Genomic DNA, 13179 nt, shown 5'->3' with positions numbered 1-13179 from the left:
TTGAACTCTGTTAAATAAAAATGGATATCCCTAAGAAGAACATATTGACACCTCATTTTTTTGTACATCAATAACAATAAAATTAATTTGTATTTTCAATTTATTAGTTTACATTTGTACGCTAATAACAAGAAAATAAATGAAATTATCAAAGTTGGCAAAAATAGTTTCCGGATTAAACCGGAAAAGACACCCGCAAGGGACTGTCTATTATTTGCAAGCTAGGGATTTTGTCCAGGATGATATGCTGGATAAAAATTTAAAGCCTACGATACTTGATTATCCAAAATTAGAATCTCACTATTTGACAAAAGGGGATGTGCTAGTTTTGGCAAAGGGTCATCATGGATTTAATGCGTTCTTTTATCATGAAGAAAAGTCGCCCGCGGTAGCTTCATCAATTTTTCTAGTTTTAAGGCATGTATCCAAGAAGGTACTTCCGAATATTTAGTATGGTTTATCAATTTGGAATCCACACAACTAGAGTTGATAAATTCCGGAAGAGGAAGTGCCTTGCCTGCAATCAACAAAGGTATTTTGGCCGATTTAGAGGTTCCTGTTCCGATTTGCAAGTTCAAAGTGACATTGTAACATTGAGCAGGCTTAAAGCTGAGGAGACAAGGTTGGCAAATAAATTAGATCTATTAAAATTAAAAGAGTTGGAATTAAAGTTAAAAGAGAGAATTCAATAAATAATTATGGAAAGTAAAGTAAAAACAAAAGATATCAATTCTGTAGTTTGGAATGCTTGTGACACATTTAGGGGGGTAATCGATCCAAGTCAATACAAAGACTACATATTGGTTATGCTGTTCCTTAAATATGTTTCAGATGTTTATTCTGAAAAGCATGCAGAATACCTAAACAAATACAATGGGGATAAGGAGAGGGCAGATAGAGCAATGCAATTGGAACGTTTTGTAGTTCCTTCCAACAGTCATTTCAGTTATCTCTATGATAGTCGAAACGAGGACAATATTGGTGAATTAATTGATATCGGTTTGGCGGATTTGGAGGAATCCAATAGGGAAAAATTGACCAGTGCGGATGGAGCGGGAATTTTTAGAAACATAAGTTTCAATAGCAGCAATCTGGGTGATAAAAAAGAAAAGAATTCACGACTTAAAAACCTGCTTCAAGACTTTGTTAAGCTTGATTTAACCCCATCACATCTCGGAAGGCAAAGATATAATAGGGGATGCCTATGAATTTCTGATCGCAAATTTTGCCAGTGATGCGGGCAAAAAGGCGGGTGAATTCTACACCCCAGCCGGAGTGTCAACGCTTACGGCCAAATTGACCAAATCAAAATCAGGGGCTCGTATTTATGACCCTACTTGTGGTTCCGCCTCATTACTAATCAAAGCAGCTCAAGAGGCAGAGGACAACAATTTTTCATTGTACGGGCAAGAGGCTAATGGCAGCACATGGGCCCTTGCTGTAATGAATATGTTCCTGCATGGCTTTGATAATGCTTCGATTCGTTGGGGGGACACTCTTCGTAACCCAAAACACATTGAAGGGGATGCACTTATGAAATTTGATACGGTAGTTGCCAATCCTCCTTTTTCTTTAGATAAATGGGGCCAAGATGAATTGGAAGATGATAAATTCAGTCGGTTCTCCGGAGGTTTGCCACCAAAAAGTAAAGGGGATTGGGCTTTTATTTCTCATATGATAGAAAGTGCTTATGAGGGTACCGGAAAAGTAGGCGTGGTAGTTCCACATGGAGTACTTTTTCGTGGAAGTGCCGAAGGACGAATTCGGAAGAAGGTAATTGAAGATAATTTATTGGATGCTGTTATAGGTCTGCCTGCCAATCTATTTTTTGGTACCGGCATTCCTGCGGCAATCCTCATTTTTAATAAGGGAAAACAAAATCGAAAGGAAACGCTTTTTATTGATGCCAGTGCCCATTATGTAAGTGGTAAAAACCAAAATGAATTATTGCCTGAACATATAGAACGAATAGTTCTTACTTATGAGGACTTTAAGGCTGATAAATTGATTTACGGAGTTATAGAGGAAAAATATAGCTATGTAGCTCCTTATAAAGAGTTGCAGGAGAATGAGTTTAACCTCAATATTCCCGGATATGTGGACACTTTTGAGGAAGAAGCGGAGATAAATATTACTGAGGTACAAAAGGAAATCGACACCTTGGAAATGGAATTAGCCGAGGTACAAAAGGAAATGAAAGCCTACCTTCAAAAGTTACACCTGGCATAAATTCAAAATTAGCGCATCATGGAATTACCAAAAATTATAAGTGAACTTGATAAGGTTAAAGAGAAATTGGATGCTTTGAGGCCACTCTCGGCCGAGCAGCAACAACGTCTTGAACAAAAGTTGCGGCTGGACTGGAACTATCATAGCAACAGCATTGAGGGTAATACCCTTTCCGCACACGAGACAAAGGCATTTATTCTTCATGGCATCACCGCAAAAGGAAAGCCTTTTCGTGATTATTTGGAAATGCGTGGGCACAATGAAGTACTCAAAAAGCTTTTGGACTTGGTTGACAATGATGTGATGATTACCGAAAACTTAATTAAGGAACTCCATAAAATGATTATGGTGGAACCTTATAGTGATGAAAAAGCCGAAATCAATCCCGGTGAATATAAGACCAAACCCAATTATCTGTACACAGTAAATAAGGAGCGTATCGATTTTCTTCCTCCCGCTGAAGTGCCGGAGGAGTTGAATTCGTTGGTGAATTGGTTAACCAATCAAATAATAAAGCCCAAACGGAAGAAAAATAAGTACAACCTCCATCCCGTCTTAGTCTCCGCGGCTTTTCAGGTACGATTTATTCAAATCCACCCTTTTGGAGATGGCAATGGCAGGCTGTCCGAATTTTAGGTAACCTTATTTTAATGCAATGTGGGTATACTCCGGCCATCATCCGTTTGGAAAACCGAGAGGAATATTATCGTATGTTAAACCTAAGCACATTACAAGACCCCATACCGTTGGCGGAGATGATTGCCTCAGAATCTTTAATAACTACCAGATTGGCCATTGCGGCCGCAAAAGGAGAAGCCTTGGACGAACCAGAGGATTTGGACAAGGAACTCCAATTATTGGAACAAAAAATGAACGCCCCGAAGTTGCGACCAATGTACCTAAAAGGACAAAGGCCTTGGTAAATAAGGTTTTGGAGGACATTTTTCTCCCCTTGCTTTTCGAATACGACCGTCAGTGGGCCAAGTTGCGGGATAAGTTTGTTGAGAACGTTGCAGAAATTACAACAAAAGGTAGGCCTACAAAAAAGTATGAATGGCTGCCGGACCAAAGAGAGGAATACTGGCAAGGTTTTGATTTGGGGGATATGCAGTACATACAGTTTCGAATTTTTTTAAAAGAGTTCAAGCCCCTTTTGCCTGAACAAAAGCACTTTAGCCTAGGGTTTACCCTATATTTTCATGACTACAAATTTGAGATTGACCAGCATTACCCTAATCATGCCAAAAGAGAATACGTGTACGGGTTGAAAAAAAACGAGGGGGAGCTTCAAAATGCTGCAAAAGCGAGTGTACACCAATTGGTTAGGCAACTTTCGCAATTGGTAGACGATAAAAACGGAAACAAAAGTAATGGCTGAAACCAAAGAAAATAGGGTCTACGCCGAAGAGGTACGACCAGGCTATAAACATACCAAGTTGGGTTGGATTCCAGAGAATTGGGATGTTGGTAGGATTTCAGATTATACATCGAAAATTGGTAGTGGTAGTACGCCACGGGGAGGGTCTCAAATCTATGTTTCAAGTGGCGTTCCTTTTATAAGAAGTCAGAACGTTTTAAATAACTCTCTTTTATTAGATACTGATTCTTTAATTCCAAGGGGAATACACGAAATGATGAAAAATACTTTTGTAAAACCAGGTGATGTTTTATTAAACATTACTGGGGCATCAATCGGTAGAAGTTGTGTCGTCCCCAAAGATTTTGTCGAGGGCAATGTAAATCAGCATGTATGTATAGTAAGGACTGTGAAAGAAAAACTAAATAATCACTTTCTTCAAATTTTTCTAAGCTCATACAGTGGACAAAAAAGTATTTTAACAATGCAAGTTGGAGGAAATAGGGAGGGACTTAATCATTCAGGAGTGGGGTCAATAAAAATACCCATTCCGTCTTTAAAAGAACAAAAAACCATTGCTCAATGCCTTTCCACATGGGACACCGCAATCACCAAACTAGGTAACCTGATCAAAGTCAAGAAAAAGCGTAAAAAAGGCTTAATGCAGCAATTGCTTACAGGTAAGAAACGGCTTCCGGGCTTTGATGGGGAGTGGGAAGAGGTAAGTTTGTCAAACATAGCAAAACGAGTTACCGAGAAAAAATACGGAGCTAAATGATAATGTTGTTACCATATCGGCACAAAAAGGATTTATAAAACAAGAAGATTTCTTCAATAAGAGAGTAGCCAGTAGCACCCTTTTGAACTACACTTTGGTGAACAGAGGTGAATACTGTTATAACAAGAGTTATTCGAATGGTTATCCAATGGGGGCTTTTAAGCGATTGGATGATTTTGATAAGGCGGTAGTTACAACCCTGTACATCTGTTTTAGACTAAAAGAGAATGTAGATTCCAATTTTATGAATCAATTTTTTGAGGCCGGAAGAATGAAACAAGGGTTGATGCGAATAGCCCAAGAAGGTGGTAGAGCACATGGACTACTCAATATTGGCCTTTCAGACTTTTTTGGATTGAAATTACAAATACCGTCAGTTGAGGAGCAGACAGCTATTGCACAAATCTTAAATGCAGCGGATATAGAAATTCAATTGCTTCAAGAGCAAATGAAACAACTTGAACTACAGAAAAAGGGTATGATGCAGCAGTTATTGACGGGGAGAAAGAGGTTAATTAGTAATTAGAATACTATGGGCTTATTAGGCAAGAAATGGAACACGTATCACACCAAAGGCATTAGAAAGAAGTATGTTTTTAGATATATGGATGAAGAAAAGGTCACAAGCTTTTTGAAGTCAAAAGCACTTTATATGCCAGCGATGTACCGTTTCGATGATAAGCTTGAAGGAATATCCACCTATAATATAACGGAGGTAAGAACGGCCTATGATATTTGTTTTGTGGATGATGAGAAAGAAATTAATCCAAAAATGCTGGCAGATTGGAGAGTTTTAAAAACAAAATCAAAAAAGAAGCTGAGTGACATAGGTCATAAACTGAAACTAACGCAATCTGCACACTATGTAAGCTGCTGGTTTAACTCGGACAGGGAATCAGATGGGATGTGGAGATTCTATGCAAGGGAAAATGGATTTGCAGTCAAAATAGACAGGAAAGTGTTTCAGCGAACCATCAAGAAGTCGGTTGAATCGAATATTAACAACAAGGAACAAAGAGTCGTTGTTGGAAGGATAAAATATCAGGATTATCCAAGGGTAATTGAAAATGAACAGGACAATACTGTTCTTTATTTGGCTTTCAGAAAGGATGAATCATTTGCTCATGAAAATGAATACAGAGTGGTTTTAATAGATACTACAAATACCGAAGACAGGCCAGGGCATTTATTATACAAACTGGACAATTTTGATGATTTACCCATTACTATAATTATACATCCTGCAATGGATGAGAGTTTGTTTCGAAAATACAAGAAACAGTTTCAATTATTTGGTAATAACATCACTGTTAGAAAATCTGAACTAGAGCCCTTTTATCAGTTTTACGACAGGTTAAAAGATTAAGTATTATGGCGAATTTAAGAATGATTCAAAGGTTGAACGAGGCCTATGGCAAACAAAGTGTGATTCGAAATTTAGATTTAGACTCAAGGTCTTTAAATGAATCGTTTTCTAGTGCACTTTCAAGGAAATTTAGTAATCTAGGACAGGGAAATCTTTATACACGTCATTTCCAAAATAGATTGCCCGCGAATCTAGCCTTTTTATTCATTGATATTTGTGGTTTCTCTACTCGTTTTTCGCATTTAGATGGAAATGGTATTGCAAATATTCTAGATCAGTATTATCAGATTGTAATTCCCATTATATATAAATACAATGGCGAAATTGACAAAATCATAGGGGACGGCATTATTTGTGTTTTCGGACCTCCTTTCTATGAGGGTAATGCAAATCAATGTATAAAGCAAGCTGATTTATGTGCCAAAGAAATTATATCGAAAACCAATTCCACAATTTTTTATTCAAAGGTGGCATTGCACTTTGGCACAATTGTTTACTACAATAATACTTCTTTACATTATGAGGAATATACCGTTGTAGGCAAGCCCGTAACAGAGCTTTTTAGGCTTGAAAGCGTTAGTATTGATAAAAGGGTGAATTATTATTCAGGAGTTTCTAAAATTGATTATTACAATATTGGATTGTATGAATTTGGATGGCAAGTATCAGGTCCTTTTAGTACAGGAAGTCTGAAAGGGGTAAGCTACACTTCATTTAAAACAAAACATAAGATATAATGGCTTTAGAAGACACTTTGAGGCTAATTAATGAGGAAGTTAAAACTATGGTTGACTCAAATTTTGCTGTTAACCTATCATATACTGAGTTGGTTCCAAGTATTGATGATTACGGGTTGACTTTTCCAAGTGTCTCCAAAAATAAAATTGACACCATAGAATTAATAACTTGTGTTTTATTCATCGACATTCGAAAATCCACTGAAATTTCAGCAAGCCATCACAATAAAACCTTGGTGAGATTATATAGCGCTTTTGTAAGATCTATGGTACAGGCAGCCAGTTATCATGGGGGCAAAGTACGTAACATCATTGGAGATAGGGTTATGGTTGTTTTCGATAGAAAGGATTGTGTCAAAAATGCCATTAATACCGCAATTCTATTAAATTCGGTTGCTACGTATATAATTAACCGGCATTTTAAACGTAATGAGATTGAGTGTGGAATTGGAGTTGATTATGGTAAAATGCAAGTGGTCAAAACGGGTTCCAAAAAAAGAGGAGAGGAAAACAGAGAATATAAAGCCCTTGTTTGGCTTGGAAATACTGCAAATATTGCTTCGAAACTTACAGATTTAGCTAACAAAAAATATGAGGAAAAAGAGTATGAGATTGAATATAGGGATAATTTCAGTTATCTATCCAGACTAATAAAAATGGACGGATCAAAGGAAAATCCACTTTTTAGTAACTTCCCTCCATTGCCACGTGAGCCTTCCAAAATGAAAGTTACTCTTTCGGAAAAGGAATTTTTGAGAAGAATCAATAACTCCACTAGTGGTGTCGGATTTGATTTTTTTGGAAACATTGAGTCTTTTAACAAGAAAACTAAAAAAATCATGACTAAGCCTATACTTATTACGGAAGAAGTATACGTTATTTTAAGCAAGAATTATCCTGAAATGCAATGCGTTAAGGAGGAGCATTGGAAAATTCAAAGTCATATTGACAAATCATTTTATTCTCGGAGTTGTTTACGGTACGGACACATTCTATATAGCGGCACAAAAATTATGAGATATGGAAGAAAAACTGGAACTTATTTTTAAGAATGTTAACGATTGGTTGAAGTTTGCGGAAACAAAAAATGCTATGCTTCTTGGGTTTAATGGCGTAGTATTTTTTGGTATTCTCAAATTGTTCATTTGGGAAAGTTTTCCTGATGTTCTCACCTTAAAAATTTATTTAGTTTCAGCAATGATAATGCTTTCTGTAAGTTCACTAGGGGCGTTATTATCGTTTGTGCCTAATTTGAAAATATTAAGACCTTCATTCGACTTTAAAAAGGAAAATGACAATTTTCTATACTTTGATGTTCTTCGTTGTAAAACGGCAAATGATATTATTAATAGATATAAAAATGAAAATGAGAAAATAGAGGACTATCATAAGCATTTAGCGGAGCAAATCATAACTAATGCAACGATAACAAAAAGGAAATATGATTATTTTACTTTAGCTCTTTGGTTGAGTATATCTTCATTTCTCACACCAATATTGGGTGCTGTTTTTTTTATCTATAACTACACAAAGCAATAATGGAAACACCATCTTTCAAAGAAGACCATATTTCGCAAATCCCAGCTTTACAACTGCTCATTAAGATGGGGTATACCTATATAAATCAGCAAGAAGCCAATGAAGCACGTGGTGATAAACTGTCCAATGTATTACTGGAGGAAATACTGCGAAAGCAGTTACACAAAATAAATTCAGTTAAAGTGTCTTCCACAAAAGAAGTGCCTTTTAGCGATGGCAATATTGAAAACGCCATTATTGCCTTACGTGACGTACCTATGGTTGATGGCTATTTGACCACCTCCCAAAAAATATATGAATTGCTCACTTTAGGGAAATCCCTAGAGCAAATCGTGGATGGCGACCGTAAAAGTTTTGACGTACATTACATAGATTGGAAAAACCCAAAGAATAATGTTTTCCATGTTACCGAGGAATTTAATGTGCTCCGTAGTGGACGCAAAGATCATTATCGCCCAGACATTGTCCTGTTTGTTAATGGTATTCCATTGGCTGTTATTGAATGTAAACGCCCGGATATAAAAGAACCATTAGAGCAGGCTATTTCACAGCAATTGCGCAATCAACAAGATGATGGTATTAGAAGTTTGTATGCGATTGCACAATTACTTTTGGTGCTAACGGTGAATGAAGGTAGCTATGCTACTACCGGCACGGAACCCAAATTTTGGGCCAAATGGAAGGAAAGCTTCCGTTCAAAAAAAGAAGAAGCTACCTTTAATGGAGAGCTATTTCGGCTTAAAAATCAAGCATTGCCCAAAGAAGTAAAAGGGCAAATGTTCGTAGAACGTTTTAAATATGTAAAGGCCCATTTTGAACAACTGGAAGGGGAAGAAATTCAACCAACGCCCCAGGATGCATATTTATACAACCTCTGTAGGCCCAAGAGACTGTTGGAGCTGGCCTTTGATTTTATATTATTTGATAACGGCATCAAAAAGGTAGCACGTTACCAACAGTATTTTGCTATTAAAAAGGCTATGGAGCAACTAACCAAACTAAAGAATGGCAAACGTCAAGGAGGGGTTGTTTGGCATACACAGGGTAGCGGAAAATCATTGACCATGGTACTATTGGCACAGGCTATCGCCTTGGAACCTACTATAAAGAATCCTAAAATTATTCTTGTAACTGATAGAACGGATTTGGATAGGCAGATAACCGGGACATTTCAAAAATGTGGTTACGATGATGTGGAAAATGCGAAGACGGGAAGTCAGTTAGTAGAGCTTTTGGAAAATAAAAACGATGCAGTGGTAACCACCATCATCAATAAATTTGAAACTGCCGTAAAACGAATCAACACACCTTTGGAAAGCCCCAATATTTTCGTTTTGGTTGATGAGGGCCATCGTACGCAGCACGGTACGTTCAATATTGAAATGCAGAAGACATTGCCCAATGCATGTTTTATCGCTTTTACGGGTACCCCTTTGTTTAAAAAGGACAAGAATACATTATCCAAGTTTGGAACTATTATCGATAGCTATACCGTAGACCAAGCGGTTAAGGACCAAAGCAGTAGTGCCTCTGCTCTATGAAGGTAAACATGCACTCCAAGATGTAAATGCTGCCCCTTTGGATAATTACTTCAATATGATTTCCGAGCCTTTGACCCCATATGAAAGGGCAGATTTGAAAAAGAAATTTAGTAAGGCAGACCAACTAAATATCGCGGAACAAAAGATTTATGCCATTTGCTGGGATATTACCAAGCATTACCAAAAGAATTTTCAAGGCACTGGTTTCAAAGGTCAGGTAGTTTGTCAAAGCAAGGCGGCCGCAGTTAAGTACAAGAATTTTTTGGATAGTATAGGGTTGGTGACTTCTGAACTGGTCATCTCACCTCCCGATGAACGGGAAGGGGAAGATTCCGCTTTTGGCCAAACCCCGCATTCTGTAAAACAATTCGGCACCGCATGATGGATGAACATGGCTCTGCAAATAAGTACCAGCAGAATATTGTGAACCGTTTTAAGAATGATAATCAACCGGAATTGATAATAGTGGTGGACAAGCTTCTTACAGGGTTCGATGCCCCAAATAATACGGTCTTATATTTAACAAGGAAACTTTTGGGGCATACCCTGTTACAGGCAATCGCCAGGGTAAATCGTGTCTACCCTGATAAAGATTATGGTTACGTAATAGATTATTATGGTGTGCTCCAAGAATTGGATAGTGCCATTAAAACGTATTCTACGTTCGAGGATTTTGATGAATTACAATTACAAGGAACTATAACAAATATTGCTAGTGAGGTAAAACGCTTGCCCCAGGTTCATTCAGATTTATGGCAGTTGTTCAACTCCATAGAAAATAAAAAGGATGCGGAGGCATATCAACAATTATTGAGGGATGAGGCAATAAGGACAAAATTTTACAATAGGTTGTCCAATTACGCCGAATTCTAAAATTAGCATTGTCTTCGATTGAGTTTCATAAGTCTACCCCGGATAAACAACTTAATAGATATAAAGATGATTTAGCATTTTTCGTAAAGCTCAGAAATTCTGTAATATCAAGATATTCGGACAAAATTGACTTCAAGAAATATGAAGGTCAAATTCAAAAATTAATCGACACGCATATACCTACGGAAGGAGTAGTCAAGTTAACGGATTTGGTGAACATCTTTGATAAAGAGGCTTTTGAACAGGAAGTGGAAAAAGTAGTTGGAAAGGCGGCCAAAGCCGATATGATTGCTTCACGTACTTCGAAGCATATCAGTGAAAAGATGGATGAAGATCCAGCTTTCTATAAACGATTTTCACAGTTGATCAAAGAAGCCATAGATGACTATTTACAAAAGCGAATAAACGAAGCCGAATACCTCAAAAAGATGGAAGAAATTATGGAAGCTGTGCTGAACAAAACAGATTCGGAACTACCTGATTCCTTAAAGGAAAAGGAGGTCGCTCGGGCATTTTATGGTATTTCTTTGGAGGAATTTGAATCAAAAATTGAAGATAAGGCGGAATTGGCAATGGTTTCAGAAGGACTAGCCTTGAAATGTGATGAAATAATACAAGGTTTGAAAAAAGTGGATTGGTCAAAAAGTATTGATATTCCTAAGAAAATGATTTTTTTAATTGGGGATTATATCATTGACGAAGTCCGGGACAAATATGAACTGAAATTAAGCTTTAAAGAAATTGACAAGATTGCAGAAAGGATGGTAGATGTTGCTAAAATTCGCTATAAGTAATGAGACAAGTTTTGCAGTTTGGTTCTGAAGAAATCGAGTACCAATTAACCTTTGTTGCTCGAAAAACCTTAGGAATTACGGTTCAACCAAATAGGCATGTTTTGGTCAAGGCCCCTTTAGGTAGTTCGATGAATAAAATCCAATCGAAAATCAGAAAAAAAGCCCCTTGGATTCTAAAGCAAAAAGACCATTTTTTATCCTTTGAGCCAAGAACACCGGAAAGGCGTTACGTTTCGGGTGAAACTCATTTATATCTTGGAAGGCAGTACCAACTTAAAATTATTACTGACACTGCAGAAGAAAAGGTTAAGTATACCGGGCGTTTTATAGAAGTAAACATAAGAGATAGATCAAACGTAGAACAATTACTTTTGGATTGGTATCACCATAAAGCTGAAAATTGGTTCGAAAAACTAGCCAATCCTTTAATCGATAGATTTAAAAAGTACAATGTTGTTCCCAAAAGAATTGAAATTAAACCAATGAAATACAGATGGGGGTCATGTTCTACTCATGGAAGAATCCTTCTGAACCCTGAATTAATTAAGGCTCCTAAAGCGTGTATCGAATATGTAATAATTCATGAATTATGCCATCTCGATTCATAGAGACCATACCAAGGCTTTCTTTGATTTACAGACTAAAGAGATGCCCGATTGGGAAAAGTGGAAAAATAAACTTGAAAATACTTTAGCCTAAACCGACCGGAATGAATTTATACAATACAATAGAGAAAAAGCTTAAAAGCGTAAAAGAAAAGCCTTTTAAACTAGAAAAGGAGATTCAATCCCTCTTTGAACATAACCTAGAAATAATAATGGGATTACAACTTGTAAAATCTGAATTTTCTATTAAAGGGAAACGGATAGATACTTTGGCTTACGATATTCAATCCAAAGCCTTCGTTATAATTGAGTATAAGCGAAGTAAAAATATCAGTGTCGTTGACCAAGGATTTACCTATTTAAGTTTAATGTTGGAAAACAAGGCTGATTTCATTGTCGAGTACAATGAAACTCAAAAACGTACATTAAAACGTTCTGACGTTGATTGGAGCCAAACAAGAGTCATCTTTGTATCAACAGGCTTTACAGACAACCAAAAAACTGCTACTAATTTTAAAGATATTGCAATCGAGCTCCGGGAAGTAAAAAGATATGAGAATGATTTGGTAAGTATTAATCAAGTCAAAAAGAGTAAGTCCGCAGAAAGTATTAAACCACTTTCGTCCGAGAAATAATCAATTAGAGGCGGTAACGAGGGAAATTAAGGTTTACATGGAAGATGATCACCTTCAGGACAAATCGGAAACCATCATTGAACTTTATGAAACTTACAGGGATGCAATCATAAATCTTACCAACGATATTGAAATTGTTCCAAAGAAGTTATATGTCGCATTTAATAAGGACAATAGAAATATAGCTTACCTCCATTTACAGAAGAAAAATATTAAGCTGTGGATCAATGCAAAATGGGGAGAAGTAAAAGACTCGATGGGTATATCCAAGAATGTTGCAAACAAAGGACATTATGGCTATGGCGACTATGAGATAGATTTGAAAGATGATTCTCAACTTGAGTATGTTTTGAGTTTGATAAAGCAAGCCATTTAAGTGCCCGTTGTTTTCAAACTAAGACTAATTAAATCTATCGCTCGACCTGGCTAATTATATTGTAGAATAGTGAGATAAAAAAGGAGCTTCGAATTACTTTCTTCGTAACAATGCTCATATCAAAATCAGTCTTTTAGTTTTAAAATAAACTAAATTAATTGAGAAGGATGGCAGATCTAAAAAAATATATTATCGCTAAAAAATGGAGCAAAATCACATTTAATATTATTAGTATGCTATTTCTATTGATTTCCTGACTAAATATTATCAAAAATAAACACTAAATTTTAACATATCTTAAATTTGAAATAAGAGACCATATAGGTAAATTGTCGAATTCGTAAAATGA

The 13179-nt window shown here is 36.6% G+C and carries 19 protein-coding genes; all 19 read left to right on the top strand.

Going from position 1 to position 13179, the window contains the following annotated elements; all coding sequences use genetic code 11:
* Positions 1-139 precede the first annotated feature (139 nt).
* The 19 genes from NYZ99_RS15535 to NYZ99_RS22155 all read left to right on the top strand — a co-directional run bounded on the left by NYZ99_RS15535 (position 140) and on the right by NYZ99_RS22155 (position 12830).
* Positions 140-451, top strand: coding sequence for a hypothetical protein (locus tag NYZ99_RS15535; protein WP_260572208.1), 312 nt, complete (start codon positions 140-142; stop codon positions 449-451).
* A 247-nt stretch (positions 452-698) separates the two neighbouring features.
* Positions 699-1208: a type I restriction-modification system subunit M N-terminal domain-containing protein gene (locus NYZ99_RS15530; protein ID WP_260572207.1), complete on the top strand. Its 510-nt coding sequence runs from the start codon at positions 699-701 to the stop codon at positions 1206-1208.
* Positions 1171-2229 carry an N-6 DNA methylase gene (locus NYZ99_RS15525; protein WP_338039462.1) on the top strand — a complete coding sequence of 353 codons (1059 nt, stop codon included), beginning with the start codon at positions 1171-1173 and terminating at the stop codon, positions 2227-2229. The genes NYZ99_RS15530 and NYZ99_RS15525 overlap by 38 nt, the downstream gene beginning before the upstream one ends.
* A gap of 18 nt (positions 2230-2247) precedes the next feature.
* Positions 2248-2865: a Fic family protein gene (locus tag NYZ99_RS15520; RefSeq protein WP_260572206.1), complete on the top strand. Its 618-nt coding sequence runs from the start codon at positions 2248-2250 to the stop codon at positions 2863-2865.
* Between the two features lie 14 nt (positions 2866-2879).
* Positions 2880-3152 carry a hypothetical protein gene (locus NYZ99_RS15515; RefSeq protein ID WP_260572204.1) on the top strand — a complete coding sequence of 91 codons (273 nt, stop codon included), beginning with the start codon at positions 2880-2882 and terminating at the stop codon, positions 3150-3152.
* Entirely contained in the window at positions 3146-3607 is a 462-nt protein-coding gene (locus NYZ99_RS15510; RefSeq protein WP_260572202.1) for a hypothetical protein, read from the top strand. Before NYZ99_RS15515 ends, NYZ99_RS15510 begins: the two co-directional genes overlap by 7 nt.
* Before the next feature lie 58 nt (positions 3608-3665).
* Positions 3666-4364 carry a restriction endonuclease subunit S gene (locus tag NYZ99_RS15505; RefSeq protein WP_260572200.1) on the top strand — a complete coding sequence of 233 codons (699 nt, stop codon included), beginning with the start codon at positions 3666-3668 and terminating at the stop codon, positions 4362-4364.
* Positions 4365-4461: 97 nt separating this feature from the next.
* On the top strand, positions 4462-4890 hold the full coding sequence (locus NYZ99_RS15500) for a restriction endonuclease subunit S (protein WP_260572198.1): 429 nt from the start codon (positions 4462-4464) through the stop codon (positions 4888-4890).
* 78 nt (positions 4891-4968) lie between these two features.
* Positions 4969-5730: a DUF2971 domain-containing protein gene (locus NYZ99_RS15495; RefSeq protein ID WP_260572197.1), complete on the top strand. Its 762-nt coding sequence runs from the start codon at positions 4969-4971 to the stop codon at positions 5728-5730.
* Between the two features lie 5 nt (positions 5731-5735).
* Complete coding sequence (locus NYZ99_RS15490; RefSeq protein WP_260572195.1) at positions 5736-6467, top strand: adenylate/guanylate cyclase domain-containing protein; 732 nt, start codon at positions 5736-5738, stop codon at positions 6465-6467.
* Positions 6467-7516 carry an adenylate/guanylate cyclase domain-containing protein gene (locus NYZ99_RS15485; RefSeq protein WP_260572193.1) on the top strand — a complete coding sequence of 350 codons (1050 nt, stop codon included), beginning with the start codon at positions 6467-6469 and terminating at the stop codon, positions 7514-7516. The genes NYZ99_RS15490 and NYZ99_RS15485 overlap by 1 nt, the downstream gene beginning before the upstream one ends.
* A complete protein-coding gene (locus tag NYZ99_RS15480) occupies positions 7488-8006 on the top strand; it encodes a Pycsar system effector family protein (protein WP_260572192.1) in 519 nt (172 codons plus the stop codon). The genes NYZ99_RS15485 and NYZ99_RS15480 overlap by 29 nt, the downstream gene beginning before the upstream one ends.
* Positions 8006-9547: a type I restriction endonuclease subunit R gene (locus tag NYZ99_RS15475; protein ID WP_260572190.1), complete on the top strand. Its 1542-nt coding sequence runs from the start codon at positions 8006-8008 to the stop codon at positions 9545-9547. Before NYZ99_RS15480 ends, NYZ99_RS15475 begins: the two co-directional genes overlap by 1 nt.
* Positions 9531-9929, top strand: coding sequence for a hypothetical protein (locus NYZ99_RS15470; RefSeq protein ID WP_260572189.1), 399 nt, complete (start codon positions 9531-9533; stop codon positions 9927-9929). Before NYZ99_RS15475 ends, NYZ99_RS15470 begins: the two co-directional genes overlap by 17 nt.
* On the top strand, positions 9926-10420 hold the full coding sequence (locus NYZ99_RS15465) for a type I restriction enzyme subunit R domain-containing protein (protein ID WP_260572188.1): 495 nt from the start codon (positions 9926-9928) through the stop codon (positions 10418-10420). The genes NYZ99_RS15470 and NYZ99_RS15465 overlap by 4 nt, the downstream gene beginning before the upstream one ends.
* A gap of 8 nt (positions 10421-10428) precedes the next feature.
* Positions 10429-11214: a DUF3387 domain-containing protein gene (locus tag NYZ99_RS15460; RefSeq protein ID WP_260572187.1), complete on the top strand. Its 786-nt coding sequence runs from the start codon at positions 10429-10431 to the stop codon at positions 11212-11214.
* The gene (locus NYZ99_RS15455; RefSeq protein ID WP_260572185.1) at positions 11214-11822 is read left to right on the top strand and encodes a M48 family metallopeptidase; all 609 of its coding nucleotides are present in this window, start codon (positions 11214-11216) and stop codon (positions 11820-11822) included. Before NYZ99_RS15460 ends, NYZ99_RS15455 begins: the two co-directional genes overlap by 1 nt.
* 101 nt (positions 11823-11923) lie before the next feature.
* Complete coding sequence (locus NYZ99_RS22160; RefSeq protein WP_338039052.1) at positions 11924-12454, top strand: PDDEXK family nuclease; 531 nt, start codon at positions 11924-11926, stop codon at positions 12452-12454.
* A 37-nt stretch (positions 12455-12491) separates the two neighbouring features.
* Positions 12492-12830 (top strand): DUF5655 domain-containing protein, encoded by a 339-nt coding sequence (locus NYZ99_RS22155; RefSeq protein WP_338039051.1) that lies wholly within the window; start codon positions 12492-12494, stop codon positions 12828-12830.
* Positions 12831-13179: the final 349 nt, after the last annotated feature.

It is taken from the genome of Maribacter litopenaei, from assembly GCF_025244665.1.
Classification (GTDB): domain Bacteria; phylum Bacteroidota; class Bacteroidia; order Flavobacteriales; family Flavobacteriaceae; genus Maribacter; species Maribacter litopenaei.
The sequence above is the reverse complement of the archived record's forward strand: the minus strand, read 5'-3'. Positions and strand labels throughout refer to the sequence as shown.

Bases quoted from the DNA above. Each gene is read 5' to 3' on its own strand.
- NYZ99_RS15535 (WP_260572208.1), top strand. From the start codon at position 140: ATGAAATTATCAAAGTTGGCAAAAATAGTTTCCGGATTAAACCGGAAA.
- NYZ99_RS15530 (WP_260572207.1), top strand. From the start codon at position 699: ATGGAAAGTAAAGTAAAAACAAAAGATATCAATTCTGTAGTTTGGAAT.
- NYZ99_RS15520 (WP_260572206.1), top strand. From the start codon at position 2,248: ATGGAATTACCAAAAATTATAAGTGAACTTGATAAGGTTAAAGAGAAA.
- NYZ99_RS15515 (WP_260572204.1), top strand. From the start codon at position 2,880: ATGCAATGTGGGTATACTCCGGCCATCATCCGTTTGGAAAACCGAGAG.
- NYZ99_RS15495 (WP_260572197.1), top strand. From the start codon at position 4,969: ATGGATGAAGAAAAGGTCACAAGCTTTTTGAAGTCAAAAGCACTTTAT.
- NYZ99_RS15490 (WP_260572195.1), top strand. From the start codon at position 5,736: ATGGCGAATTTAAGAATGATTCAAAGGTTGAACGAGGCCTATGGCAAA.
- NYZ99_RS15485 (WP_260572193.1), top strand. From the start codon at position 6,467: ATGGCTTTAGAAGACACTTTGAGGCTAATTAATGAGGAAGTTAAAACT.
- NYZ99_RS15480 (WP_260572192.1), top strand. From the start codon at position 7,488: ATGGAAGAAAAACTGGAACTTATTTTTAAGAATGTTAACGATTGGTTG.
- NYZ99_RS15475 (WP_260572190.1), top strand. From the start codon at position 8,006: ATGGAAACACCATCTTTCAAAGAAGACCATATTTCGCAAATCCCAGCT.
- NYZ99_RS15465 (WP_260572188.1), top strand. From the start codon at position 9,926: ATGATGGATGAACATGGCTCTGCAAATAAGTACCAGCAGAATATTGTG.
- NYZ99_RS15455 (WP_260572185.1), top strand. From the start codon at position 11,214: ATGAGACAAGTTTTGCAGTTTGGTTCTGAAGAAATCGAGTACCAATTA.
- NYZ99_RS22160 (WP_338039052.1), top strand. From the start codon at position 11,924: ATGAATTTATACAATACAATAGAGAAAAAGCTTAAAAGCGTAAAAGAA.
- NYZ99_RS22155 (WP_338039051.1), top strand. From the start codon at position 12,492: ATGGAAGATGATCACCTTCAGGACAAATCGGAAACCATCATTGAACTT.